The 26,411-nt window shown below is 45.6% G+C and carries 20 protein-coding genes; 7 read left to right on the forward strand and 13 right to left on the reverse strand.

Going from position 1 to position 26,411, the window contains the following annotated elements:
• The first annotated feature begins 5 nt into the window (after positions 1-5).
• On the forward strand, positions 6-881 hold the full coding sequence (locus tag DW033_RS16145) for an arginase family protein (protein ID WP_121961064.1): 876 nt from the start codon (positions 6-8) through the stop codon (positions 879-881).
• Here DW033_RS16145 and DW033_RS16150 read toward each other — a convergent pair.
• Positions 878-1,693 carry an AraC family transcriptional regulator gene (locus tag DW033_RS16150; protein WP_005866166.1) on the reverse strand — a complete coding sequence of 272 codons (816 nt, stop codon included), beginning with the start codon at positions 1,691-1,693 and terminating at the stop codon, positions 878-880. The two genes, DW033_RS16145 and DW033_RS16150, sit on opposite strands and share 4 nt — an antisense overlap.
• Before the next feature lie 163 nt (positions 1,694-1,856).
• Here DW033_RS16150 and DW033_RS16155 point away from each other — a divergent pair, with 163 nt between their 5' ends.
• Positions 1,857-2,708 carry an aldo/keto reductase gene (locus tag DW033_RS16155; RefSeq protein WP_048928369.1) on the forward strand — a complete coding sequence of 284 codons (852 nt, stop codon included), beginning with the start codon at positions 1,857-1,859 and terminating at the stop codon, positions 2,706-2,708.
• A 78-nt stretch (positions 2,709-2,786) separates the two neighbouring features.
• Here the strand turns inward: DW033_RS16155 and tatC are convergent, their stop codons facing one another.
• Positions 2,787-3,614, reverse strand: coding sequence for a twin-arginine translocase subunit TatC (gene tatC / locus DW033_RS16160; protein ID WP_005866162.1), 828 nt, complete (start codon positions 3,612-3,614; stop codon positions 2,787-2,789).
• A gap of 6 nt (positions 3,615-3,620) precedes the next feature.
• The gene (locus tag DW033_RS16165; protein WP_005858259.1) at positions 3,621-3,815 is read right to left on the reverse strand and encodes a twin-arginine translocase TatA/TatE family subunit; all 195 of its coding nucleotides are present in this window, start codon (positions 3,813-3,815) and stop codon (positions 3,621-3,623) included.
• Between the two features lie 139 nt (positions 3,816-3,954).
• Between DW033_RS16165 and fabD the strand changes: the two genes are divergently transcribed.
• Together fabD and DW033_RS16175 are read left to right on the forward strand one after the other, a co-directional pair.
• Complete coding sequence (gene fabD / locus DW033_RS16170) at positions 3,955-4,836, forward strand: ACP S-malonyltransferase (protein WP_044545813.1); 882 nt, start codon at positions 3,955-3,957, stop codon at positions 4,834-4,836.
• A 168-nt stretch (positions 4,837-5,004) separates the two neighbouring features.
• Complete coding sequence (locus DW033_RS16175; RefSeq protein WP_048928368.1) at positions 5,005-5,811, forward strand: alpha/beta hydrolase; 807 nt, start codon at positions 5,005-5,007, stop codon at positions 5,809-5,811.
• 10 nt (positions 5,812-5,821) lie between these two features.
• On the opposite strand, the gene DW033_RS16180 is transcribed toward DW033_RS16175, so the two are convergent.
• The 9 genes from DW033_RS16180 to DW033_RS16215 all read right to left on the reverse strand — a co-directional run bounded on the left by DW033_RS16180 (position 5,822) and on the right by DW033_RS16215 (position 20,413).
• Positions 5,822-6,247, reverse strand: a complete 426-nt coding sequence (locus DW033_RS16180) for a hypothetical protein (protein WP_229040482.1) — start codon at positions 6,245-6,247, stop codon at positions 5,822-5,824.
• Between the two features lie 55 nt (positions 6,248-6,302).
• A complete protein-coding gene (locus tag DW033_RS16185; RefSeq protein WP_044545814.1) occupies positions 6,303-8,222 on the reverse strand; it encodes a SusD/RagB family nutrient-binding outer membrane lipoprotein in 1,920 nt (639 codons plus the stop codon).
• A 41-nt stretch (positions 8,223-8,263) separates the two neighbouring features.
• On the reverse strand, positions 8,264-11,431 hold the full coding sequence (locus DW033_RS16190; protein ID WP_005866149.1) for a SusC/RagA family TonB-linked outer membrane protein: 3,168 nt from the start codon (positions 11,429-11,431) through the stop codon (positions 8,264-8,266).
• A 404-nt stretch (positions 11,432-11,835) separates the two neighbouring features.
• Positions 11,836-13,767, reverse strand: a complete 1,932-nt coding sequence (locus tag DW033_RS16195) for a SusD/RagB family nutrient-binding outer membrane lipoprotein (protein ID WP_008774163.1) — start codon at positions 13,765-13,767, stop codon at positions 11,836-11,838.
• Positions 13,768-13,787: 20 nt separating this feature from the next.
• The gene (locus DW033_RS16200; protein WP_005866145.1) at positions 13,788-16,958 is read right to left on the reverse strand and encodes a SusC/RagA family TonB-linked outer membrane protein; all 3,171 of its coding nucleotides are present in this window, start codon (positions 16,956-16,958) and stop codon (positions 13,788-13,790) included.
• Positions 16,959-17,472: 514 nt separating this feature from the next.
• Positions 17,473-18,477, reverse strand: coding sequence for a M28 family metallopeptidase (locus DW033_RS16205; RefSeq protein ID WP_048928367.1), 1,005 nt, complete (start codon positions 18,475-18,477; stop codon positions 17,473-17,475).
• A gap of 234 nt (positions 18,478-18,711) precedes the next feature.
• On the reverse strand, positions 18,712-18,873 hold the full coding sequence (locus tag DW033_RS24710) for a hypothetical protein (protein WP_005858277.1): 162 nt from the start codon (positions 18,871-18,873) through the stop codon (positions 18,712-18,714).
• Positions 18,874-19,059: 186 nt separating this feature from the next.
• A complete protein-coding gene (locus DW033_RS16210; RefSeq protein ID WP_122382929.1) occupies positions 19,060-19,602 on the reverse strand; it encodes a carbonic anhydrase in 543 nt (180 codons plus the stop codon).
• A gap of 34 nt (positions 19,603-19,636) precedes the next feature.
• Positions 19,637-20,413: a Cof-type HAD-IIB family hydrolase gene (locus DW033_RS16215; RefSeq protein WP_008778109.1), complete on the reverse strand. Its 777-nt coding sequence runs from the start codon at positions 20,411-20,413 to the stop codon at positions 19,637-19,639.
• A gap of 157 nt (positions 20,414-20,570) precedes the next feature.
• Here DW033_RS16215 and DW033_RS24715 point away from each other — a divergent pair, with 157 nt between their 5' ends.
• The 3 genes from DW033_RS24715 (at position 20,571) to DW033_RS16225 (ending at position 22,563) form a co-directional block, all read left to right on the forward strand.
• On the forward strand, positions 20,571-20,744 hold the full coding sequence (locus DW033_RS24715) for a hypothetical protein (protein ID WP_008778108.1): 174 nt from the start codon (positions 20,571-20,573) through the stop codon (positions 20,742-20,744).
• Between the two features lie 68 nt (positions 20,745-20,812).
• Positions 20,813-21,253, forward strand: coding sequence for a DUF5053 domain-containing protein (locus DW033_RS16220; protein ID WP_005866138.1), 441 nt, complete (start codon positions 20,813-20,815; stop codon positions 21,251-21,253).
• Between the two features lie 140 nt (positions 21,254-21,393).
• Complete coding sequence (locus tag DW033_RS16225) at positions 21,394-22,563, forward strand: porin (RefSeq protein ID WP_122369336.1); 1,170 nt, start codon at positions 21,394-21,396, stop codon at positions 22,561-22,563.
• A 283-nt stretch (positions 22,564-22,846) separates the two neighbouring features.
• Here the strand turns inward: DW033_RS16225 and nifJ are convergent, their stop codons facing one another.
• Positions 22,847-26,398, reverse strand: a complete 3,552-nt coding sequence (gene nifJ, locus DW033_RS16230) for a pyruvate:ferredoxin (flavodoxin) oxidoreductase (protein WP_122382930.1) — start codon at positions 26,396-26,398, stop codon at positions 22,847-22,849.
• Positions 26,399-26,411 lie beyond the last annotated feature (13 nt).

Consider the following 26,411-nt stretch of genomic DNA (forward strand, 5'->3'; position numbering starts at 1 on the left):
ATAACATGGAAGATAAAACATCAACACTTCGTTTGATCTATCCCCAATGGCAAGGTGGGATCGTGAATCATTGGATACCCGACCTTCCTGCGGACGACGCTTCCAGAGGGTATTACCTTGGTGCTCAATTACTCAATATCCTCGCTCCCCCAAGTCCCCAGAAAACCGTGGAAGTACCCATCTCACTAGATATAAACGATAGGGAAACGGATCTAGGGGTCAGCGCCCGTAAGATTATTCTGAAACAAACAAAAGCGGCCCTTGAATTATTACATGAAAACACTCCGGAAAAGATCGTCACTTTAGGGGGCGAATGTTCGGTGAGTGTCGTGCCCTTCACCTATCTGGCCGCTAAATACCCGGATGATATCGCAATTGTCTGGATAGACGCGCATCCGGATATAAACTTGCCGTATGACGAGTATAAGGGATATCATGCGATGGCCCTTACGGCCTGTCTAGGGATGGGTGATGAGGAGATTCTTCAATTATTACCGGGAAAGTTCAAGATCTCGAATAGTTTAATCGTAGGTTTACGCTCGTGGGACGAGGGTATGAAGGAACGGCAGAAAGAATTAGGTATAAAAGGTTTATCTCCGGAAGAAGTGGCGGCTGATAGCTCGCTTATCCTCGAATGGTTGAAAGGGACAGGTGCTTCCAAGGTTGTCATCCATCTCGATATAGATGTCATTGATCCAGCGGATATGATAGCCGGGGTCGGCATAGAACCGAACGGGATGAAAATAAACGAGGTAGTACGTGCCATCAATGACATTGCGTCCGAATACGATCTAGTAGGACTTACCGTCGCCGAACCTATGCCACGGATAGCGATTAAGCTTAGGAATATGTTGAGTCAATTACCACTGTTAAAAGCTTAAGCAATCAGATTGCCGTTCCGGTATTCTGATGGTGAGACTTTCAGCAATCGTTGCACGTAACGGCTGAAAAAAGACAAAGAAGAGAAATTCATATTGTCTGAGATTTCTTTCAATGTCAGGTTCTTGTCTGAAAGCAAGTGGGTAATCCGGGAGATGGTGAAACGGTCTATCCAGTAATTTGCTGTAAATCCGCTTGCTTTCTTACAAACTTCCGTAAGGTATTTAGGCGTAATGCAGAGCCGTGAAGCGTAATAGGATACTTCCCTGTGGTTTCGATAATCCCCCGCTTTTAGCAGATTTATAAATCGCTCCATCAACACGGCATTTTGTTCCGATACAGAGGGAGATTCATAAATTCGTGCATGGAAATCGTAAAGGTCGAGCACGAAAGTTTTAGCCAAACAACCGATTAGTTCGTCATGAAAACGATGCGTATGGTCCGTCAACCGCCTGCGGATAAGTTCAATATCTTCCATAAATATCCGCTGTTCTCGCTCTGTAAGCGACATGATCGGGTTACGGAGTAGTGTCAACTTTCCTATCACGTCATAATCATTTCGAGGGATATTCTTGAATGAAAAACTGTTCGAGATATAAAGTACCGTTACCTGAAAATCGTCGCTTATCTCTATCTTAGATATAAGTTCATTATGAGTAAATATAACGCAATCCCCTTTCCTCATCCGAAACCATTCGCCCGTCATCAGGAATGAAGCTTCACCCTCACGACAAAGCGCATGTGTACAATACCGGTCAAAACTCCCGGAAATCATATCATCGAGGTTGTCAGCAAATAGGATATCCGTATTCATAATCAGCTCTCTTGTTTACAGAGTAAAGATACAGAAAAACACGATATAAAAATAAAATCGAGACTCAACAACCGAAAAAAATGAAAATAGCACCGACTTTTATTTATCGTCATATCCGCTTATCAGACATAACTTTGCGACCACAATTTAAAATAACATTACGATGAACAAAACAGTAAAATTGAACAACGGCGTAGAAATGCCGATCTTGGGTTATGGTGTATATCAAATAGCCCCCGAGGAATGTGAACGTTGCGTATTGGATGCTATCAGCGTAGGCTATCGCTCCATCGACACGGCACAAGCGTACTATAACGAGGAAGGTGTAGGCAAAGCCATAAGTAAATGTGGCGTACCTCGCGATGAATTGTTCATCACCACAAAAATATGGGTGACCAACGCCGGAGAGGAGAAGGCGAAAGCCTCCATCGATGAGTCTCTGCGCAAATTACAGACCGAATATGTTGATCTTCTGCTCATTCACCAGCCTTTTGGCGACTATTATGGAACATATCGTGCCATGGAAGAGGCTTACCGTGCAGGAAAAGCCCGGGCCATCGGCGTAAGTAACTTTTACCCGGACCGTTTTATCGACCTAGCGGAACATGTAAAAATAAAACCCGCAGTGAATCAAGTGGAAACACACGTCTTCAATCAGCAAGTGAAAGCAGAGGAAATCATGCGGGAATATGGTACACAAATCATGTCATGGGCCTCTTTCGCAGAAGGGCGCAATAACTTTTTCACGAACGGGATATTGACGGGAATCGGACAGAAATATAATAAATCCGTGGCGCAAGTCGCCTTGCGCTTCCTCATCCAACGCAACATAGTCGTTATCCCCAAATCCACGCATAAAGAACGGATGGCAGAGAACTTCGACGTATTCAGTTTTGAACTTTCGGAACAGGACATGAATGAAATCGCGAAGTTAGACAAAGCCCAAAGCCTGTTTTTCTCACATTATGATCCGGAATTGGTACGGTTCATATTGAGCCTAGAGAAAAACAGATAAACAAGGCCTACACAAAAAGAGGCGTAATCCGTTATGGATCACGCCTCTTTTATATTACATTATTATAACTTTCGGGGTTTATTCCTCATTATTATCTTCCTCATTCTCCTCGTCTTCTTCCTTTGGGGCTTTCTTCACGAAGAACGCACTCAACTCATACAAACCGTAGAGCGGTAAGAATACGATACTTAACGTAAACGGATCACTACTTGGAGTGATGAACGCCGCACCAACTAACAAGCCGACAACAGCATGCCGTCTGTATTTATGAAAGAACGAGCGGTTTAGCAACCCTATCTGAGATAATAGCCAAGATACCAATGGCATCTCAAATACAATTCCCATCACGAATATCAACATCAAGAAGTTATCCATGTAAGAATCAAGGGATACCTGTTCCGTAATGGCGGCACTCAACTCGTAAGTCGCCAAGAAACGTAGTGTCATCGGGAACACCAAGAAATAACCCACTGAGCATCCGATAAAGAACATTATAGTTCCGAACAAGAATACCCAACGTACATTTTTCTTCTCATTCTCGTAGAGAGCCGGACTTACGAACTTCCAGATCTCCCACATCAAATAGGGGAAAGTCAATAATAACGCCAGCCAGAAAGAACTTGTCATATGCGTGAAGAACTGGGAAGCCAGTTTGATATTGACAATGTTCACATGGAACGTATCATTACAAAAGTCCGGGAGAAAAGAAAAATGAGAACTAATCTTACACATTTCCCGATAGACGATGAAATCGGAGCTACACGGGGCCATCACGACATTATCGAACAGCCACGGCATTACCGAGAACCCGGCTATAGCAAAAACAAAGAGCGCTAAAACAGAACGAAATAAAGTCCAACGAAGTTCTTCTAGGTGATCCCAGAATGACATTTCTTCTTGTTGCATCTTCCTTTACTTCTTTTCCGTATCGTCTAATTTGATATCGTCTTCCAAACCTTTTACACCGTCCTTGAAATTCTTCACACCCTTACCGATACCTTTCATCAGCTCAGGAATTTTCTTACCACCGAAAAGTAACAACACAACAATGGCGATGATCACGATCTCGCCAGTACCTAAGTTTCCTAAAAATAGTAATTCATTCATGATATTATAATATTAGTCATTAATATTCTCGTTTCTATGGGGGCAAAGATACAATTTGTAATGAATAGTAGCCTCATTATTCCAAATTTATTACCTTTGCACCGTCTTAAAAAACTGAAATTAGAAAAAAATTAGAAAGATGAAAGCGTACGTATTTCCCGGTCAGGGGGCACAGTTCGTAGGTATGGGCAAAGACCTCTACGATAATAATCCTCTTGCTAAAGAGATGTTTGAGATGGCTAACGAGATCCTTGGTTTCCGTATCACGGATTTAATGTTTGCCGGAACAGACGAGGATCTGAGACAAACCAAGGTTACTCAACCAGCGATCTTCTTACACTCTGTCATTCTCGCGAAAACATTAGGTGATCAATTCCAGCCGGATATGACCGCAGGTCACTCATTAGGAGAATTCTCTGCCTTGGTAGCTGCCGGAGCATTGTCTTTCGAGGACGGCTTGGTATTAGTTTCCAAACGTGCCATGGCTATGCAAAAGGCTTGCGAGGCAACTCCCTCTACAATGGCCGCCGTATTAGCCTTGCCGGACGCGACGGTTGAGGAAATTTGCGCAAGCATCAAGGACGAGGTAGTGGTTTGCGCTAACTATAATTGCCCGGGCCAATTGGTAATCTCCGGTTCTATCCCCGGTATCGATCAGGCTTGCGAGAAGTTATTGGCCGCAGGCGCTAAGCGTGCCTTGAAGTTGAAAGTAGGTGGAGCGTTCCATTCTCCATTGATGGAACCGGCTCGTACGGAGTTGGCTGCCGCTATCGAGGCTACGACGATCAATAAACCTTCTTGCCCGGTTTACCAGAACGTAAGCACGAAAGCCGAGACTTGCCCGGAAACAATTAAGGCTAACTTGATCGCACAGTTAACCGCCCCAGTACGTTGGACCCAAAGCGTACAAAACATGATCGCCGACGGTGCCACTCATTTCATCGAGTTAGGCCCGGGTGCCGTTCTTCAGGGATTGGTTAAAAAGATTAATAAGGAAATGACTACGGAAGGTATGCAATAATTTACCTTTCAATGTAATAGGATAAAAGTCCGAAAAGGATGGAGGGTGATTTCCCTCGTCTTTTCCGGACTTTTTTATATACGATGATGATTCGAAAAGATCTTGAATGCTAAACTAATCAAAGGCCAACGTTGTTTTATACTATAAACACAATTCAGAATATAGAAAATGGAAACAGTACAACAGAAAAATAGGATTATCCTACTTTGGCCGGATGGAGCGCCCACTAGTAATGGATTGGCCGGCGTAGAATTGGAAGATGCCCCGAATGCCATATCCAATATATCGAATCCTTCCCTATTGGTTTATCCGGCGACGAAGCCGAATGGCAAGGCGATCTTGATGTGTCCGGGTGGCGGACTTTCCAAGATTTCGATCGGACATGAGGGGCGTGATATGGCCGCATGGTTTAATGCGCAAGGTATTACTTATGCCGTATTGAAATACCGGATGCCGAACGGACATAGGGAAGTCCCTCTGGACGATGTTCGCCAAGGTCTCCGCATCCTCCGTAATTACTCGGAAGAGTGGAAGATTACGAAGGTCGGTGTCATGGGTGCCTCCATTGGCGGTTATATCGCCGGGCATGCCGCAATATTCGGGGTAGACGACGCACGTCCGGATTTCCAAATACTCCTTTATCCGGTTATCAGTATGCTACCTCATTTAACGCACCTTAAATCGAGGGAACGGCTATTAGGAGCGAATCCCACGCATGAGGAAGAGGAAGCTTTCTCTTTGGAATTGCACGTAAACTCACTGACGCCTCCCGCCTTTATAGCGTTGGCTTCGGATGACGAGGCGATTAGCCCGGAGAATAGCGTGCTTTATTATCTCGCTTTGCTAAAGAACAAGGTGTCCGCCTCCTTGCATATTTACCCAAAAGGCGGCCATAGTTTTGGGTTCAGGGACAGCTTTATCTTTAAGCATTTATGGACTGAGGAATTGGAGAAATGGTTAAGTATGATCGAATAAGAGACTCGGGTTAAAACCCGAAGTCTCCATGACCCTCGTCCGCTGTCTCCTCCTCCGTTCCTTTTATATAAATAAAGTCATCTCCCTTGCGAATGCAAGAAGAGGCCGATATTTTCTCACCCCAACGTTTCAAGGTTTTTTGATCTTTCACGTAAATTAAGGCTTGAAAATAATCGGTCTTCCTTTCTCCCACGAACCAGACTCCCGTGAACGGGCAATCTTCCAGCAATTCAGCCAAAGACGTACTGGCGTTTGAGACAGAGATTGGGCCTCGCAAATATTTCACCGCACCCGAATAAGGGGAACGAATCCCAAGTATCTCCGGGATTTGAGGAGCCTCCTTACCATCCATCGGTAAATAAAGACGGATCAATTCGTCTACCGCATCCTTAGCGGCCGAGGAACCGGAAGGGATATCCATAAAAAACGGTGCCACACAAGTAAATGCGTGACACCGAAAAAGTATATATAAAACAGACCAAGCAGGTTCGCTATTTAGCGTTCCACCAAAGTGGAGTAGTCGTCAAGTCCGGGCCGCCCAAAAGCTGGAGAGCTTGCGCATAACCCACTTGATTATTCGTTTGGATATTCGCCGGATAACGATAACGTTTCGGGTAGAAATCCCAACGGCATTCCTTAGAGGTAGCGACCGTCAAAGGAACTTGATTCAATGGGTTGTAATCCTTCTCTACCGCTTGGTTCTCGAAGAAAGGAAGACCTAAACGACGATGATCGCTCCAAGCCTCTTCCGGCAACCAAGGAACTTGCGCTATATATTTCTGGGTGATAATCTTCGTCAGAGCGTCATTATTATAAGCGCCATTCCGGTAGATCGAGTTATGGGGATATTCATACGTACGGCTTTTTACCTCCTTCGTATATGGGTCCGTATAACGGATCGTATACGATTTCGCCTCTGTCGTATGGTCGAAAGCGACGGAAGTACCTACACGGTTGTATTTCTGAGACGATAGGTAATCACCGACTTGGCTCAATAAGCCATGATACTCAAAACTAGCCGTAACACCAGACTCATAATTGGATTTAGCCGTTCCCGGAACTTTCCAGCCTTTCACCGCAGCCTCCGCCAATAAGAAGTAACTTTCCCACGGGCCGAAGAAGACACGCTTATTGGTGCTCATTCGATATTGTTTCGATATAGAGGGATAATTATAATTCTTACCTGTCAGCTCACTTACCAGACCGGCTTTCACGTCCCATTCTCCGGCGACCCAAGTGCCCCACGTATATTTCGGATCGATCGTCAACATATTCTGGGTATTATCCGCCGGATTCTTCAAGTGAACCGGCTTCACCTCGCTGGCCGCACCGATATAATCGGAATAAACCACACCATCATCCCAGCCCACTACACTAAACAACTTCGGGGCACGGGGATCTACATATTGAGGTATACCGTCGAAATAGAAACCGGCGCACGGATCATTCGTCGTCAGCGGGAAGTGCTGGTTCAAATATAAACCTTGATAATCGTATGGATTCTTCAAATGGCTTTTTAAGGAGTCCGGCAACGGAAATTCCTGTCCACCCAAACCAACTACCAAGTTCTTAAACGTCACGGACATCGCCTGCCCATTCCAAGGACGAGACATCACGCTCGTCAGCTCATCCCAACCCTCTTTCTCCTGCACGGAAGCGATATCGGTTGGCTCGGAAATAAATGTCTTAGAGGCGGCATCCTCAAATTCCGCTTTCGCTAAGGCAGGATCGACAGCTGAGATACGCATCGCCAAACGCATACGCAAGGAGTTGGCGTACTTCTTCCATTTCGCAACATTTCCCGCATAGAAAGCATCCTCGTTAGCCATAGCGGACATATCCAAGGAGGGGTCTAACGCAGACTCAGCTTCCCGTAATTCTTTCAATATAAATTGATAGATAGCCTCTACACTATCGTACTCAGCCGGTACACCGGAGAAAGCGGCTAACGCAGGGATCGGCCCGAAACCGTCAGCTACTTCCGAGTTCAAGTAAGCACGCCAGATGCGGGACATCTGGATCACGTTCTTATAATAAGGATAAGTATCCGCCTCGCCATTGGCAACCATCTGCTCTCCTAACTGGATCGCTTTGGTCACTTGGTTCAGCCAACCCACGGCGTAATCGTTACTCAAGTAGGTAGTACTATAATCATTGTTATCCGTACCGATCGTAAAACCACTTCCCCTATTGAAACGGGAAGCACGGTCCCAGTACAAGATAAAGATACGCTCGGCTATCTCTGGGTTCATCTGGTCTCCCATGATAGAGGCATTCAGGAACCATTGGGGTTTCACCTTATCCTCTCCCACAAGATTCGGGTCCTCATTGATCTCCTGAAAGTCATTACAGGAAGAAAGAAGAGCAGCCACCGATACCAGTCCGGTAAAAAGTATATTTCTTGTTTTCATCTTCATCATTTTTATCGTAATTCAAATTATCATGTATTCCATTAGAATCCCACGGTTACATTAAACGTATAGGAACGGCTGGTCGGCGCGGCTCCATTCTCGAATCCGGTAGCGTTGGTATTCGTGGCGGCAACGGACTCGGGGTCGATACCCGGCAAGTTATAATGGATCATCCAAACATTGTTACAAGTAGCGGATAGACGTACACGCTGGAAAGGCGTTTTCTTCAACATCTGTCGATTGAACTCGTAGCCAAAGGTGATATTACGCAAACGGACATTGGTGGCGCTATAGGTATAAACCTCTGGTAAACCATAATTTCCGGTAGACCCAATACGCTCCCAATAGTTCTGGGGAGTGACGGCGACCGTATTCTCCGCATAACCACTGCCCTGTTGAACCACGGTATTCGGTACCACGAATTCGGCACGATCACCATTCACCACTGTTCCGGCGGCGTTACCCCGGGTATACAGGTTGGAGGCTGTCGCCGAATAGATGCTACCACCGATACGGAAGTCTATCAAGAAGCTCAGGTTAAAACCTTTATAAGAGAAATTATTGGTCCAACCCATCATCCAATCCGGACTCTGGTTTCCTACTTTCGACTTCTCGGTAGAGATCAAAGGCAAACCGTCATCACCTACGACGATCTTTCCATAGTGAGGACTATTCTCATCGGTCACACGCATAAAGGTCTGCCCGTAGATCTCACCATAATAACCACCTACCGGAGCTACGATCTGGATAGCGTCGAACGTCTTTATATCATATAGATTCACGCCCTCGTATAATTCTTTGATCTTATTCCGGTTCAAGGAGAACTGCGCCGTAGAGCTCCAGCTCAATCCGGCGGGATTGTCTAGAATCGTACCGTTCAAGGAGATCTCCAAACCCTCGTTCTGAATGTTACCCGCATTAATCTTACGGGAAGCATAGCCGGAGAACGGGTCCATCGGTAAATCCAGTAACTGGCGGGTAGCGTTGGACTTATACCAAGCGGCATCCAAGCCTAACCGGTTATTAAAGAAACGGATATCGAAACCGGCCTCCCATGATTTAATCAACTCACTACGTACGTCCGAGTCGTAAAGTACCTTACCCGGTTTCGCCGTCGTATTCCCGTTGGGGTCCTTGCCTACAGAGTAGAAGTTATATAATTGATACGGGTCCAAGTCGTTACCTACCTCAGCGAAGGAGGCACGTACCTTAGCGAAAGAGAACCAATCCGGCATGCTTCCGCCAATCTTCGGCAACATATCGGAGATCACCGCGGAGAAGCTGACAGACGGATAGAAATAAGAGCGGTTGGCTTTCGACATCGTAGACGACCAATCGTTACGTGCCGTAACATCCAAGAACAGATAACCATCCCAGTTCAACTGCAACGACCCGTACAAGGAATTCATACGACGGCGGATCAACTCGGAAGTGACTGTTGGCTTATTCACGCCATTATTCAGCGAGAACAAGTTCGGCACCAACAACTCTCCGGCAGAAGCGTTCATCTTATTACGCTGCTGGAGCATCAAGTTACCACCGAAAGTAACGAAGCCTCCCAGCCGATCGATCAAGTTATCCTTCCGGGCCGTAGCCAAGAAACTGAAGTTATTCTCATAGAAGGTCTCCGATCCCTCGGTATACAGACCTCTCGGACTGGTATTACCACCGGCATATACTTTCTCGCTCTTCGTCGTGGTATAATAATCCGTACCACCTCTCAACTCAATATCGAACCAATCGGTCGGGGCATATTTCAAGGAGATATTTCCTAACAAACGGTTACGGGTATCCTCGTTCTGGCGATAACGGGTCACCCAATAAGGGTTCTCCTGCGGATTCTTGGAGGCGTCATACCAAATCATATTGCCTTGCTCATCCACGTCATCCTCAAACTCACGGATATTCAAGGAACGAGGCAGGTTATAGATCGTATTGAAAGCGTTCGAGGGATTCACGCCCTGAATCGGGCGGTTATGTGCGTTTTGATTGATATAATTCACCTTGGCATCTACTTTCCACTTTTCCGCCTCATCTAGGAAAGTAGTGGCACGCAAGGTAATATTCGTCTTGTTTAGTTTTGAGCGTGGGGTGATGCTAGCATCGTCGGAACGGTTTACGGAGGCGAATACCGCCGTACCCTTTATGTTCTGCTGGAAGCTGACACCCTCGTTAAAGGAGGTTCCGGTACGGAAAAAAGCGTCGATATTATCATATGTATGCAGAGGGATTTGGTTGCCTCTCCAATCGGTTACCATTTGTCCCGTGGCTTTCGGTCCCCAGCTAAGGCGGGATTGGTTATCGTAAACGCCCACGGAGCCTTGTCCGAAGTCGTTCTGTAAATCAGGTTTCAGGAAAATCGTCTCGGCGGTGATACCGGCGTTGATCGTAATACCGAGTCCCTCGTTCTTACGTCCGGACTTGGTAGTGATCAAGATCACGCCGTTACCGGCACGTGAGCCATAAAGGGCGGCGGCGGAAGCACCCTTCAATACCGTCATGGACTCGATATCTTCCGGGTTGATATCCGAAAGACCGTTACCCATATCCGCTCCGGAGTTACCCCATACATCATCCACGCCACCGGTGAAGTTATCCATCGGGGTACCGTCTACGACGATCAAGGGCTGGTTGCTACCCGTCAATGAGTTATTACCACGAAGTACGATCTTAGAGGACCCTCCTACGCCATTGCTTGAACGGACGATCTGCAAACCGGAAACCTTACCGGAAAGGGAGTTCGCCAAATTCGGCTCACGGGAGGCCAAGAGGTCGTCCCCTTTCAACTCCTGCATGGCATAGCCCAAGGCTTTCTTATCTCGTTTCATACCCAAGGCAGTCACCACCACCTCATCGAGTTTCTGGGTATCTTCCACGAGTTTAACCGTAATCTCGGACTGGCCGGTATATGGGATGTCTTGCGAGGTATAACCGATAAACGATATCTGTATGATATCCCCTTTCTTCACGTTATCCAAAGTAAAATGCCCGTCCAAGTCGGTCATAGTACCATTGGTAGTTCCTTTCACGATTACGGACGCCCCGGTAACGGGTCCTAAGGCATCCTCAACTATTCCCGACACCTTTGCGTTTTGCTGGGAAATGTCAACCTTCGGAATCCCGGGCATAGGCGTGGCGTATAAGTTTCCCGAGAACCCAAGCGCCCCTACCAACAGGATTAAGCTGACTGGTCTGAATCTTTTCAACATAACTACTGTTTTTTGTTTATTTTGATAGACAATGTTTTAGTTTTTGCGTCAACGAATGTCATTTATCCTGTATAAACATAAAAAGGGCAGATATGTTTTGAGTTTAACATATACAAGAGTAACCGGAGAGAGATGAGTATCACTCCGGTATCTCAGTAAACCAGGAAGGTCGTGAGTTTAGTGACAAGTGATTTTAGGAATGGACAATATATATACTGCGTTGCCCCAATAATATATACTGCGTTGGTCAAGTAAGATATACTACGTTTATTAGAATGCCCATCATAAGCACCTTTCGACCGCAGTCGGCAGGGGTTTACGATGGGCATTGTTAGATGCTTATAATAGCGGTCGGCACAAATACACAAAAACAGGGGCTTTTGACACACCCTCTTTCATATAAATCAATGTTTAGCCCACCATAGCGGAGTAGAAATTAAATCAGCTCCACCCAATAGCTCAACAGCTTTCATATAACTATCCTTACTATTGATTTCCATATTCGCTGGATAGCGCAGACGTTCTTGATAGAATTCCCACTTACATTCCTTACAGTTAGCACGAGTAAGAGGCAACTCGTTACTAGAAACGTTATAATCTATCTCAACAGCTTGATTCTCAAAGAAAGGCAAACCTAAACGACGATGATCAGACCATGCCTCTAAAGGTAACCAAGGAACCTGTGCCAAGTATTTTTGCGAGATTATCTTTGTCAGCTTATCATTATTGACCGTACCATTCTTATAAATAGAATTTTTCGGATAAGTATAAGTAGTAGTCTTTTTCTCACCAGTATAACCATCTACATATTCAGCCGTATAAGACTTTGCTTCCGCCGTATGATCAAAAGCGACAGAAGTACCTACACGGTTATATTCCGTAGAACTCAAATAATCATTTAAGAACTCAGATACACCGTGATATTCAAAGCTAGCTGCTATACCAGCCTCATAATGAGATTTCGCACTACCAGACACGTTCCAACCATACAACGCAGCTTCAGCCAATAAGAACTCCGTCTCCCACGGCCCAAACCATACACGCTTATTCGTACTTTCACGATATATCTTGGATAAAGAAGGATAAGTCTTACTTGCTCCTGTCAATTCGCTGGTTAGCGCTGAGTATTTATCCCATTTTCCAGCAACCCAAGTATTCCAAGTATATTTCACGTTCAACTCCAAATATGTCTTATTGTTATCCTCAACATTTCCAGTAGCAGGATCCGCTAAACGAGCCTTATCAGCCAAACCGATATTAGAGAAATAAACAGTACCATCATCATATCCCGGAATATGAAACAACTTAGTAGCACGAGGATCAATCTTTGAAGGAAGAGCATCAAAGAAATAGCCTGCAGCCGGATCATTCGTAGAAACCGGTAAGTGTTTTTCTAATCGAAGGCCTAGATAATTACGAGCATCTTTCAATACCACATCCTCTTTTATCGCCGCAGGAACTTGGAAATCGATTCCTCCTAGGCCAATCATCATATTATTAATGGTGACCGAAATGGGTTGGGCATTCCAAGGACGAGACATCACACCATCAAGATCAGTCCAACCGCCTTTTTCTTGCACCTGAGCAATTTCATCTTGCGTAGTAATAAAATTATTCGTCGAAGCGGCATCCTCAAAAGCAGCCTTTGCTTTAGCTTGATCTACAGCAGATAAACGCATAGCGTAGCGCAAGCGTAATGAGTTCGCATACTTTATCCATTTAGAGGCATCACCATCATAGAAAGCATCCGTTTTCTCTGATGTAATAGCGCTCATATCCGCATTTACATCTATCTTGCCAGCGGCATCTTTCAATTCAGAAATAATAAAATCATAAATATCTTCTATACTCTTATATTCTACGATACCATCAAAAGCGTTTGCCGGAGGCACAGGACCAAAGTTATCAGCCAATTCAGAGATGACATAAGCCCGCCAAATACGAGACATCTGTAGCAAATTGTTCTCATAAGGATACTCCGGATTGGCGGCACGTTCCGTACCAATTTTCACGGCCATATTAACATTGTTCAGCCATCCCACTCCATAATCAACGCCAAAGTAGTCCGTATTATAATCATTATAATTCGCACCTGTAGCTAAACCACTACGACGTTCAAAACGAGCCGCACTTTTCCATTGATACACGAACACACGCTCTGCGATATGCGGGTTCTGCTGTGCCCCCATGATTGATTTATTCAGTAGATAAGATACTTTGATCGCACTTTCATCTACGGCATTCGGGTCTTTATTTATTTCCTCAAAGTCGTTACATGCAGTAAATAAAACGGCTAATGAAGCTAACCCTATTATTGTTCTTTTTAATGTTTTCATACTTAAAATCATCTTTCTTATTAGAAACCAACTGTTACATTAAATGTGAAAGAGCGAGAAGTCGGAGCTGCCCCATTCTCAAAACCAGTAGCATTGGAATTTGTAGCCGAAATAGATTCCGGATCAATACCTTCCAAATGATTTACAATCATCCAAACGTTATTCGCCACGAATGATACACGTACTTTCTGTAATGGGGTTTTCTCTAACCATTTTTTCTCAAAATCATAACCAACGGTAATATTACGTAGACGAATATTAGTAGCATCATATAAAAATGCCTCACCCACACCGATATTACCTCCGGCAGCACGTCCCCAGTACAATTCAGGAGTAACAGCATTAGAATTTGCCGTATAACCACCATTTCCATCAGAAGTCACTGAATTCGGAACTACAAATTCCTCACGGGTTCCATTTATAACGGTACCTGCGGCATTACCTGCCTTGTACAAATTAGCAGTGGTCGCTGAGTAAATATTTCCACCAATACGAGCATCAATCAAAAAGCTCAAAGAAATATTTTTATAAGAGAACGAGTTAGTCCATCCCAACATACAATCAGGCTGTTGATTCCCCAGATAATAATCATCTGAAGTAACTAATGGTAAACCTTGAGCATCTACAATAATTTTACCAGCATGTTCCCCACTTTCAACACGTTGGAATTTTTTACCATAAATATCGCCATAATAACTACCCGTACGGGCTACAATCTTTAAATCATCAAAAGTCTTGATGCCATATTCATTTACTCCTTCATACAAATCTATGATTTTATTTTTATTGAAGGAAGCATTCAATGTTGTTTCCCAATTTAAGCCTCTAGGATTCTGCAAAATAGTACCATAAAGCATTAATTCCACACCTGAATTTTGAATATTACCTGCATTGATCTTACGTTTGGAATAACCAGAAAATGGATCCATTGCCAAATCTAGCAATTGGCGGGTAGCATTAGATTTGTACCAAGCCGCATCAATACCTAATCGATTATTGAAAAACTTCAAATCAATACCGGCTTCCCAAGATTTAATCAACTCTGAACGTACAGAAGAATCATATAAAGTAGTTCCTAGAGCTGCAGTTGGGTTACCATTTGGATCTTTATCAACCTTGAATACAGTATACAATTGATATGGATCAAGGTCATTACCTACTTCCGCATAAGAAGCACGAACCTTAGCGAAACTCATCCATTCCGGCATTGTACCGCCAACCTTTTCCACCATATCTGAAATAACACCAGATAAGCTAACCGAAGGATAAAAATAAGATTGGTTTTCTTTACTCATAGTGGAAGACCAGTCATTACGAGCCGTAATATCCATAAACAGCCAGCCATCCCAGTTCATTTGCAAAGAACCGTAAATAGAATTCATCTTGCGCTGTACATCTTCAGATGTATGCGTCATATTATTCTTGTCAGCGGCATTAGACATCGCAAATAGATTCGGGATCAATAAATCACCCGTACCAGCCTCTAATTTCTTACGGCGTTGCATCATCAAGTTTCCACCCACGGTCACAAAACCACCAAACTTGCTAAAAAGGTTATCTTTCTTAAAGGTAGTCAAGAAACTATAGTTGTTCTCATAAAAAGTCTCCGACTTCTCAGAGTAACGCCCTTTCGGATTCACATTACCACCAGAATATACCTTATTTGTAGTCGTAGTCGTATAATAGTCCGTACCGCCTTTTAGCTCGAGGTTCCACCAGTCCGTTATCTTATAAGAAAGAGAAATTGTACCTAACAAACGATTACGAGAGTCTTGATTTGTTCTATAATCTTTAATCCAATACGGATTTTCTTGGGGAGTACTCTCGGTATCCCACCAAATCATATTTCCATTTTCGTCCAAACAGTTCTCCAGATCCCTAATATCCAGCGATCGTGGTAAATTATAGATCGTACTAAAGGCATTCGATTGGTTAATACCTTGGATTGGACGATTCTTTGCGTTATTATTTAAATAGTTGGCTTTTGCATCTAATTTCCATCTTTTATCCGGACCGAACTCGCTTGTTCCACGCAAAGTAAGAGACGTTTTATTTAATGATGCACCCGGAACGATGCCCTTATCATCAGAGCGATTAATTGAGGCGAATACCGCCGTCCCATCATAGCTCTGCTGAAAAGATACACCTTCATTGAATGAAGTTCCTTTCTGGAAATAAGCATCTATATTATCATAAGTATACATCTGGACTTTCTGCCCATCCCAGCGATCAATTGTTACGGAACCATCGGCAACAGGCCCCCAGCTTGAACGGTCTTTCACATTATATATGCCATTTGTACCCTGACCATACGTATTCTGTAATTCTGGTTTCAAAAACATGCTTTCCACTGTAACTCCGGCATTTACAGTAATACCTAATCCACTTTGCTTTTTACCCGATTTCGTCGTAATCAAAATTACGCCATTACCTGCACGAGAACCATATAACGCGGCGGCTGAAGCTCCTTTCAACACGTTCATGGATTCGATATCTTCCGGGTTGATATCTGACAAACCATTACCCATATCCACGCCGCTATTACCCCAAGCATCATCAACTCCTCCAGTAAAGTTATCCATTGGAATACCATCGACAACAATCAACGGCTGATTAGATCCAGTTAATGAATTATTACCACGCAATACAATTTTTGAAGAACCGCCAGGGCCACTACTAGAACGAACTACCTGCAAACCCGATACTTTACCAGATAACGCATTCGCAATATTACTTTCCCGTGCATTTACAAGTTCGTCTCCTTTCAATTCTTGCGTAGCATATCCCAACGCTTTCTTCTCACGCTTGATACCCAAGGCCGTAACCACGACCTCATCCAATTTCTGGGTGTCTTCCGCTAATTTGATAACGCCTACCGGCTTACCGGTATACGTAAGCTCCATGGTGGAGTAACCAATGAATGAGATTTGGATTACATCACCATTCTTGACGCCATCCAAAGTGAAATTACCGTCCATATCGGTAATCGTTCCATTAGACGTTCCTTTCACGACAACTGACGCTCCGGTCACTGGGCCGAAATCATCTTCCACTGTACCTGTTACTTTCCCGTTTTGCTGGGAGATAGAGGTACCTTGCTCAACAGGTGCGATGTTGGCATACATACTTCCCGAGAAGCATAACGCACCCGCACATAGAATTAAGCTGACAGGTTTAAAGTTTTTCAACATAACTGATGGTTTTATTGATAAATAATTAGACAATGTCTTGGCGAAACATTTGTCCTTTTCTTAAATTCATCTACAGACAGATACTCACTCTTGAGTTCCGGCGCAATTAAGTTTCAATAAAAATGGGCTAATATTTTGAGTCCTATATGAACTTATTCCAAGTAGAAGTTGTTATATTTAGTTAGCGTCAAAATTCATAGCACATTTCATATCGGAGGCAAAGATATGAAATATTCATTACGTAGTGTTATTTTAATTAAAAAAATCACCCCTCATTTTTATGTTCTACAATATAAAATTAGAAATATAAACGGTTTTAAGTTAAAATTCAACCTAAGTTCATATAGAACTAAAGTATCTGCGCCAAGATGTAGAGGTTCCGTAATTCAAAGAAAGCGAAACAAAAAAAGTAAGTTAACTTCGTGGACAAAGTAAGTTAAGTTACTTTGCCCACGAAGTTAACTTACTTTGCCGATGAAGCTAGCTTACTTTTATCAGATATTTCTTATAATCCCTAAAATTCCTTCTCGTTCGCCATATACCACATATTAAGGAAGGAGGCCTTCGTGATGTCTACCACCTTGTCCCAGTTAATCCGGTCGGCATGATCGCTCGGTTGGTGGTAATCCGGATGCCCGTCGGTGTGATACCAGATGATGGGGATGCCTACCTTGGCGAAAGAACCGTTGTCGCTACCGCCTACCGGGTTATCCCATGGGCGATAATCCGGAGCGAGGTTCAAGCCGTATTTCTTGATATCGTTCTTCAGCCAGTCGCCAAACACAGGGTGGGACTCGGTGTAGAAATAAACCACGTGGGTAGGCTTCGCCTCGTTATTATTACGGCCTATCATGTCGAAGTTCAAGTAACCTTTCACGTTCTTGATCTCCGGAAAAGACTGCACGAAGGCTTTCGAACCGAGAAGACCTTTCTCCTCCCCATCCCAAAAGGCGAAAATGATCGTGCGCTCCGGCTGCTGGCCGGTAGCCAAGAATGCTCTCGCTATCTGGAGGACGGCAGATACGCCGGAGGCGTTATCGTCGGCGCCATTGTAGATCTGGTCGCCGTCCAACATCGGATCGATACCCAGATGATCGTAATGCGCTCCCACGATCACGATCTCGTTCGGATTCTTGCCCTCTATCTTACCCAAGATATTATTCAAGGAAAGTTTCTGGAAAACACCGGTTTGCTTGATAGCCGCTATGGAATCCGGCTGCACCTGCCAGCGGGCCCCTCTCTTCTGGCGTTCCATATGGTAAGCCTCAAACGGATGGTAATAAGAGTCTCCTACAGGGTCGATACCCAATGATTTCAGGTTCGCCACGATATAATCGCCCGCTATACGGCCTCCACGGAAACCAGCCTCACGGCCCTCCAGATCATCATCGGCCAAGAAACCGATATGCGCCTCGGCGGTCGATCTATTTATCACCTCCAAACCTTTCTTCTCCGGACTTTCCGCCCAAAGAGCCGTACTTAATGCCAGCGACATTAAGAGTAATCCTGCTTTTTTCATCGTTTTTGTGTTCAAATGATTATTGTTTTAGCTTTTTCATCCACAAATATAAGTAATTTCCCTGATATGCGAAGGAGAAGGAAAGGAAAGGGCACAAAAAAAAGGCTCACCCGGCCGTATCGCCAAAGGTAATCCTCATTTCCTATCTCTCACCATTCCGTTTTGAACGGAGGTAAGAGATGACATCTAATTTATTTCTTACTTTAATTCTTTACTTAAAAAAGACGCGGTCTTTTAGTTCTTATCCGCATCTACACTCATTTCGCTCATAAGGCGACGGATCTCAGCGTTTAATCGCTGACTCATGGCACCATTGCCAGCTGACTGGTAACGATCTGCTTGATAACGCAACATCGCTAAAGCACGAAGGCTTTTCTCATTTTCTCTCATCATCATAATCTTTTTGTTTTACGCTTCCCACGCTTGGAAAGCCAGTTAATAAATAATCCTAAAACGATCTTTCTTTCTTAATTCGTTACAAAGATAACCATTTTATCCGAAACAATGTTGTAGAACATAATAAAATATTTCATTTTTTCGATTATTTATAACTTGTGCAAATAAGTCTAAATACGCCGGGGATTACTCCATCGGCGTTAATTCACCTGTAACAGAGTCTATTACAAACCCTCTTACCGTTATATCCGACGGAACCAGCGGATGATTCCGAATTTGCTCCACGGTCTCGTGCACGGAAGCCTCGGAGGTCTCGAATCCCCGCAACCACGACTCGAAGTTTATACCGCAATATCGGATCATATCTATTCGTTCCTGCGGAATTCCCCGCTCTTTCATCTTTTCGATCATCTCGGAGCTATTCATGTGCTTGGCTCCGCAATCGGTATGCCCGATTATCATTACCTCTACAACCCCAAGCTCGTAAATCGCCACCATCAAGCTCCGGATAACGCTTCCGAAGGGGTGGGATATGATCGCCCCCGCGTTCTTTATAATTTTCACGTCTCCATTCTTGATGCCCAAGGAGGCGGGTAGCAACTCGGTCAGCCGGGTATCCATGCAAGACACGATGGCGATCTTCTTATCGGGATATTTATTCGTGATATACTTCTCATACCCCTTGTTCTTTACGAACTCACGATTATAGCTTACCAATTCATCAATCATAGCGTTTGTGATTTAGCGTTATTAAACTGTTTATTTATATAACATCGAAATGTCTTAAAGCGTTCATGACACCATCGTCATCTACGGAGTCGGTCACGTAATCCGCCGCCTCTTTCACCTCGTCGCCGGCGTTACCCATGGCTACCCCGATCCCGGCGTGGCGAAGCATGGCCATATCGTTGCCTCCATCGCCAAAAGCCATCGTCTCGTGGAGCGAGATCCCGTAATACTCGATGATCTTATCGATCCCTACCGCCTTACTGCTCCCCCGCGGCACGACATCCGCAAATAGCGGGTTCCAACGAGTAGCCTCGCAATGCGGCAAGACGGACATGATACGTTCTTCATGGCCGGGAGAGAAAAAGGCTATCAGCTGGTATACTTCCTTACCCCCGTTGCCACGCAAAGGACGCAAGGGAGGATGAGGGAAGTCTAGCATGTCGTAAAGCTGTCGCACAGAATCATCCACGTAGTTCTGGTAAATCCCATCTTCCTCCACCAAGGCGCACGGGAACGCCTCCTCATTCTCTTGATAGCGGATCAACGCCTCTATATCCTCCGACGGGATATTATGTTTATAGATAACCTTATCTTTTCCGGCCAAGCAATATCCTCCGTTCAAGGTAACATAGCCATCAAACTCTTGCGTCCCGAGGTTATTGATAGATTGCAACTGGCGGCCGGTAGCGATGAAAACCTTGATTCCCTTTTCTCGCAACAGGTCCAAGGCCCGGACCGTGGAGTCCGGTAGCTTATGCGTCTTGAAACTTACCAACGTACCGTCAATGTCAAAAAATACTGCCTTAATCATACTTATACTACTCTTCTTTTCGTACAAAAGTAGGTAAAAAAAGCGGAACCTAGGCATAAAGTATTTATGATCATACTATCGGGAGCATAAAATAAATCGACAACCTCTTGTTGATAAACATTTGTTTACCTACCTTTGTAAGGTCAAGATCTTTTAGATGGATGATAACCAAAAAGAGCTAAAGGCTCTGATAGAACATGAAAAGAAAAATCTTCTGTTCTATTCTCTCTACTGGGATATTTTAGCGCAAAAAACCTCAGAAGGGGAACTTGAAAAGCAAATAGACCTGCATTTAGACAGGTTATTGTTGTTACTCAAGTTGAAAGGTTAACAGAAAGTACTCCTAAAGGAGTACTTTCTAAAAGATCTTTTCACTGGAACTTTTTAACAGAACAACATATGGCAAATTACGATCAACTCAATCAAGAACTGGAAACATTAAAAAGTAAATTCATGCTTCTGGATACAGATGAAGAGCGCAAGGCTTTCCGCTCTGAAGTAACAGCGTTTATCGACTCTAAAAGTGACGAAGAAAAACAGTTGGTCAACGAAGCGTTTATCGCAGGGGCAAATGATGCCTGCGCCAGAGCCGATAAGTTAATCGACAACGTTCTCAGAAACAAACTTGACGGTATATATGAATCGATCTCTTGGTCTTATATCGCACGTACTTATTTCAACAAAAGCAGGGCATGGTTGAGCCAACGTATAAACGGCTTAATGATCCATGGCAAAGAGGTACAATTCACGTATGAAGAAAAGCAGACGTTATTACAAGCGCTCCGCGATATTGGCAAAAAAATAGAACGTACGGCTCAAGTTATCGAGCAAACACTCTGAAGATCTTGACAAATTTACAGAGAGCAGAGACCCGGCCGACATCATGGTTCGCCGGGTTTTCTCATTAATCCAACCGCACTCAAATCGATATCCAAAAACAATTTGTACTTTTGTAGTCTGTTACCAACTAAATCTATCGTATGAAGAAACATTTTCTACTTTTCTTGCTTTGTCTAGCCACGAACGCCAGCCTGACGGCCCAAGAGACCCTTCGGGAGAATAACGGGGAACCTACACTCGTGGAACGATTATCGAACGGAGAGATCAAGATCAATAGCGCCGAGATGAACTTCCAGCTTTTCACCTCGGCCAACGCTGAGTTTGTCGGAAAGGAGCTAGACGGTATGAACTTCAAGCTGAACCGTGTCCGGCTGGAGATCAAGGGGGATGTAGGCAAGTGGCTGGGGTATCATTACCGGCAGTCGTTCAACAAATACTCCGATCCCTATTCGCTCGACAACCTCTCCTCCTCGCTCGAGCTGGCTTACGTGAACCTAAAGGCACGGCATAATCTCAATTTCACGATCGGCAAGCAGTTCGTTAATTTCGGGGGATACGAGTATTACGTCAATTCCATCCGGGTACGAGAGTTTAGCGAGTTCAATAATTTACTGACCGCCTACCAAGCCGGTATCTCGGGCAACTGGCAAGTCAACCCGGACCACGAGCTTTGTTTCCAGATCGTGAATAACCGCAACGGTAACGATGAGGACATCTACCCTACCGGACTTCCCGAGGGTACCGCCAAGGCCAAGATACCCTTTATGTACACGGTCAACTGGAATAGCTATTATCTGGACAAGGCCTTGCAACTGCGTTATGCCACCGCCGTCGGACAGCAGACCCGCAAGCGCTACTCCTACTATTTCACCTGTGGCAATACCTATGAGAAAGGCCCGTTGCTAACGTACCTCGACGTTATGTACACCCGCCAAGGGATCGACCAACATGGGGTCGTCAGCCGTCTGCCCGGCACGCCTCATACCGCCATGAACACCGAATACCTATCGATTATCGGCGACGTGGATTACCGTGTCCACCCCCAATGGAACGTTTACGTGAAAGGGGCGTACGAGACCGCCCGGGTGTATAAGAGCAACGGTGATTTCCGGAAAGGGATGTACCGCCGTTCGTGGAATGCGCAGAGTAGCGTGGAATTCTTCCCCTTCAAGCAACTCGACCTTTTCGTATTCGTCCTATACACCTACCGGGGCGTTATCCTAGAGAAAGCCGCCACGCGAATGGGAGCCATAGAGCCGGATACACACCGTATATCGCTGGGGCTGGTCTATTCGATCCCGGTCTTCTGAGAAACCGCACATACGGTAGCGCAGGCTTGCAGATATGGTAGTACAAGCTTGTAGATACGTTCGTGCAAACTTGCAGATACGTTCGTGCAAACGTGTAGATACGTTAGTACGGACTTGTAGATACGGTAGCGCGGGCTGACACATAAGGAAGTACAGGCCGGCACATACGGTAGTACAGGTCCGTATCGCCTTATGTGCAGCCTCCCCCATCCACCCCATAAAAAAAGCGGTGCCTTCCGTTTCCGGAGACACCGCCCTCATTCTATACTAAAGACCTGTTATATTAAGCCTCTACATCCCAATTCTCGGCAGCCATACGTTTGTAGCTACGCAGACGCCATTTAGCGTTCTCCTCGGCGGCGGCAAACAACTCAGCGGCCTCAGCCGGATATTGTTTAGCTACGGAAGCGAAACGAACCTCACCCTTCAAGAAGTCTTGGAACTTGCTCCAATCCGGCTCCTTGCTATCCAAGGTGAACGGATTCTTGCCCTCTGCCTCCAAAGCCGGGTTGTAACGCCACAAGTGCCAGTAACCGCATGCTACGGCTTCTTTCTCCTCAGCTTGCGACTTACCCATACCCTTCTTCAAACCGTGGTTGATACAAGGAGCGTAAGCGATGATCAAGGAAGGACCGTCGTAAGCCTCGGCCTCGCGGATCGCCTTCAATGTCTGGGCTTGGTCGGCACCCATAGCGATCTGAGCCACATATACGTAACCGTAAGTAGTAGCCATCAAGCCTAGGTCTTTCTTACGTACCCTCTTACCGGAAGCGGCGAACTTAGCGATAGCGCCCACCGGAGTAGCCTTCGAGGACTGACCACCCGTGTTAGAGTAAACCTCGGTATCCAATACCATGATATTTACGTTCTTGCCGGAAGCGATCACGTGATCCAAACCACCGTAACCGATATCGTAAGAAGCACCGTCACCACCGATAATCCATTGAGAACGTTTTACCAAGAAGTGAGACAATTCCTTGATCTGAGCGCAAACCGGACAACCCTCCTTGATGCCTTGCTCAACGAATGCCATGATTTGCGGAGCCAATTCCTTCGTCTTCTCGGCGTCGTTCTGGTTAGCGATCCAAGCGGCGGCTATTTCCTTGGCCTCAGCCGGAGCATGCTCGCCCACGGTGATCTGTTGCAACAAGCCTTCCAGACGTTTACGCATCTTCTCGTTCGCCAATTCCATACCCAAGCCGAACTCGCAGAAGTCCTCGAACAAAGAGTTTGCCCAAGCAGGACCTTGACCCTTCTCGTTCGTTGTATAAGGAGTGGAAGGAACAGAACCGGAGTAGATAGAAGAACATCCGGTAGCGTTAGCCACCATCTCGCGGTCGCCGAACAACTGGGTGATCAACTTCACGTACGGAGTCTCGCCACAACCGGAGCAAGCGCCTGAGAATTCAAACAACGGAGTAGCGAACTGTGAGTTCTTCACGTTAGACTTCACGTCTACCAAGTTTTGCTTAGAAGAAACGTTAGCTACGCAGTAGTTCCAGTTATCGGCCTCAGCCAACTGGCCTTCCAGCGGAACCATAGACAATGCCTTGTTGCCCTTGAATCCCGGACAGATATCGGCGCAGTTACCGCAACCCAGACAGTCGAGAACGTCTACCTGCATACGGAACTTCATACCTTTCATAGCGGCCGGAGCCTTCACGTCCAACATAGCGAAGCTGGCGCCCTTCTGCTCCTCATCGTTCAATACGAACGGACGGATAGAAGCGTGAGGACAAACGTAAGCGCATTGGTTACACTGGATACAGTTCGCCTCATTCCAAACCGGAACGAAAGCGGCCACGCCACGTTTCTCGTATTTAGCGGTTCCTTGCGCCCAAGTACCATCCTCGATGCCCTTGAATGCGGAAACCTTCAATAAGTCGCCATCCTGAGCGTTGATCGGACGAACTACCTCGTTGATGAAAGCGGGATCGTTGTTTACGACAGCCTCATCATCCGGAAGGTTAGCCCAAGCGGGATCAACCGTCAATTGGTTGTACTCGCCACCACGGTCTACAGCCGCGTAGTTCTTGTTAACCACGTCCTCGCCCTTCTTACCGTAAGACTTAACGATGAATTTCTTCATCTGCTCGATAGCCAAGTCTACAGGGATAACACCTGTGATACGGAAGAAAGCGGACTGAAGGATCGTATTGGTACGGTTACCTAAACCGATCTCCAAGGCGATCTGTGTAGCGTTGATATAATATACAGTGATATTCTTCTGAGCGAAGTAACGTTTTACCTTATTAGGCAAGTGCTTAGCCAACTCCTCAGCGCCCCAAACGGTATTCAACAAGAAGGTACCGTTCTCACGCAAACCACGAGTCACGTCGTACATGCGCAAATAAGCCTGAACGTGGCAAGCCACGAAGTTCGGGGTATTCACCAAATAAGTAGAACGGATCGGATGATCACCGAAACGTAAGTGAGAACAAGTGAAACCACCGGATTTCTTAGAGTCGTAAGAGAAATAAGCCTGACAGTATTTATCCGTGTTATCACCGATAATCTTCACCGAGTTCTTGTTAGCGCCTACCGTACCGTCGGCACCCAAACCGTAGAACTTAGCCTCGAACATACCCTCACCGCCCAAGGCGATCTCTTCCTTCTGAGGCAGAGAAGTGAAAGTAACGTCATCCACGATACCGATCGTGAACTGGTTCTTCGGCATCGGCAACGCCAAGTTCTCGAATACGGACAGGATCTGAGCCGGAGTCGTATCCTTAGAACCCAGACCATAACGGCCACCTACGATAACCGGAGCATCCTCCTGACCATAGAAGCAGTCTTTTACGTCCAGATACAACGGCTCACCGTTAGCACCCGGCTCTTTCGTGCGATCCAATACGGCGATACGCTTAGCGGTCTTAGGCACGGCAGCCAAGAAATGCTTAGCGGAGAACGGACGATACAAGTGAACGGATACCAAACCTACCTTCTCGCCCTTAGCGATCAAGTGATCGATAGCCTCACGAGCGGCCTCCGTAACAGAACCCATGGCGATGATCACGCGCTCAGCGTCCTCAGCTCCGTAATAATCGAACAAACCGTATTTACGGCCCGTGATCTTGGAGATCTCGTTCATATATTCTTCTACGATAGCGGGAACCGCCTCGTAGTACGTGTTGGAAGATTCTCTGTGTTGGAAGAAATGATCCGGGTTCTCGGCCATACCGCGAGCGACCGGTCTCTCCGGGTTCAAGGCACGGGCACGGAACTCAGCCAAGGCCTTCTGGTCGATAAGCGGAGCCAAGTCCTCATTCTCCAAAGCCTCGATCTTCTGGATCTCGTGAGAGGTACGGAAACCGTCGAAGAAGTTCACGAACGGCACACGAGACTTGATCGTAGCCAAGTGAGCTACACCGGCCAAGTCCATAACCTCCTGTACGGAACCCTCGGCCAACATGGCGAAACCTGTCTGACGGGCAGACATCACGTCTTGATGGTCACCGAAGATACACAACGCATGAGAAGCCAATGTACGAGCGGATACGTGGAAAACGCAAGGAAGCAATTCACCGGCGATCTTGTACATATTAGGGATCATAAGCAACAAACCTTGAGAAGCAGTGTAGGTTGTTGTCAAGGCACCAGCTTGCAATGAACCGTGAACAGCACCTGCGGCACCACCCTCTGATTGCATTTCCTGTACCATTACAGTCTCGCCGAAAATATTCTTACGTCCGGCTGCAGCCCATTCATCTACATATTCAGCCATTGTAGACGACGGAGTGATGGGGTAAATCGCGGCTACCTCGCTGAACATATACGAGATATGAGCAGCGGCCTGATTACCATCACAGGTTAAAAATTTCTTCTGTTTTGTCATAGACCTATAAAAC

The sequence above is a fragment of the Parabacteroides sp. AF39-10AC genome, assembly GCF_003635405.1.
Taxonomy (GTDB): Bacteria; Bacteroidota; Bacteroidia; order Bacteroidales; family Tannerellaceae; genus Parabacteroides; species Parabacteroides distasonis.

What these genes read in the sequence shown, in the direction of transcription:
- DW033_RS16220 (WP_005866138.1), top strand. Translation starts at nt 20,813, where the DNA reads ATGGCAAATTACGATCAACTCAATCAAGAACTGGAAACATTAAAAAGT.
- fabD (WP_044545813.1), top strand. Translation starts at nt 3,955, where the DNA reads ATGAAAGCGTACGTATTTCCCGGTCAGGGGGCACAGTTCGTAGGTATG.
- DW033_RS16210 (WP_122382929.1), bottom strand. Translation starts at nt 19,602, where the DNA reads ATGATTGATGAATTGGTAAGCTATAATCGTGAGTTCGTAAAGAACAAG.
- DW033_RS16150 (WP_005866166.1), bottom strand. Translation starts at nt 1,693, where the DNA reads ATGAATACGGATATCCTATTTGCTGACAACCTCGATGATATGATTTCC.
- DW033_RS16190 (WP_005866149.1), bottom strand. Translation starts at nt 11,431, where the DNA reads ATGTTGAAAAGATTCAGACCAGTCAGCTTAATCCTGTTGGTAGGGGCG.
- DW033_RS16205 (WP_048928367.1), bottom strand. Translation starts at nt 18,477, where the DNA reads ATGAAAAAAGCAGGATTACTCTTAATGTCGCTGGCATTAAGTACGGCT.
- nifJ (WP_122382930.1), bottom strand. Translation starts at nt 26,398, where the DNA reads ATGACAAAACAGAAGAAATTTTTAACCTGTGATGGTAATCAGGCCGCT.
- DW033_RS16145 (WP_121961064.1), top strand. Translation starts at nt 6, where the DNA reads ATGGAAGATAAAACATCAACACTTCGTTTGATCTATCCCCAATGGCAA.
- DW033_RS16175 (WP_048928368.1), top strand. Translation starts at nt 5,005, where the DNA reads ATGGAAACAGTACAACAGAAAAATAGGATTATCCTACTTTGGCCGGAT.
- DW033_RS16200 (WP_005866145.1), bottom strand. Translation starts at nt 16,958, where the DNA reads ATGTTGAAAAACTTTAAACCTGTCAGCTTAATTCTATGTGCGGGTGCG.
- tatC (WP_005866162.1), bottom strand. Translation starts at nt 3,614, where the DNA reads ATGCAACAAGAAGAAATGTCATTCTGGGATCACCTAGAAGAACTTCGT.
- DW033_RS24715 (WP_008778108.1), top strand. Translation starts at nt 20,571, where the DNA reads ATGGATGATAACCAAAAAGAGCTAAAGGCTCTGATAGAACATGAAAAG.
- DW033_RS16195 (WP_008774163.1), bottom strand. Translation starts at nt 13,767, where the DNA reads ATGAAAACATTAAAAAGAACAATAATAGGGTTAGCTTCATTAGCCGTT.
- DW033_RS16225 (WP_122369336.1), top strand. Translation starts at nt 21,394, where the DNA reads ATGAAGAAACATTTTCTACTTTTCTTGCTTTGTCTAGCCACGAACGCC.
- DW033_RS24710 (WP_005858277.1), bottom strand. Translation starts at nt 18,873, where the DNA reads ATGATGATGAGAGAAAATGAGAAAAGCCTTCGTGCTTTAGCGATGTTG.
- DW033_RS16165 (WP_005858259.1), bottom strand. Translation starts at nt 3,815, where the DNA reads ATGAATGAATTACTATTTTTAGGAAACTTAGGTACTGGCGAGATCGTG.
- DW033_RS16155 (WP_048928369.1), top strand. Translation starts at nt 1,857, where the DNA reads ATGAACAAAACAGTAAAATTGAACAACGGCGTAGAAATGCCGATCTTG.
- DW033_RS16215 (WP_008778109.1), bottom strand. Translation starts at nt 20,413, where the DNA reads ATGATTAAGGCAGTATTTTTTGACATTGACGGTACGTTGGTAAGTTTC.
- DW033_RS16185 (WP_044545814.1), bottom strand. Translation starts at nt 8,222, where the DNA reads ATGAAAACAAGAAATATACTTTTTACCGGACTGGTATCGGTGGCTGCT.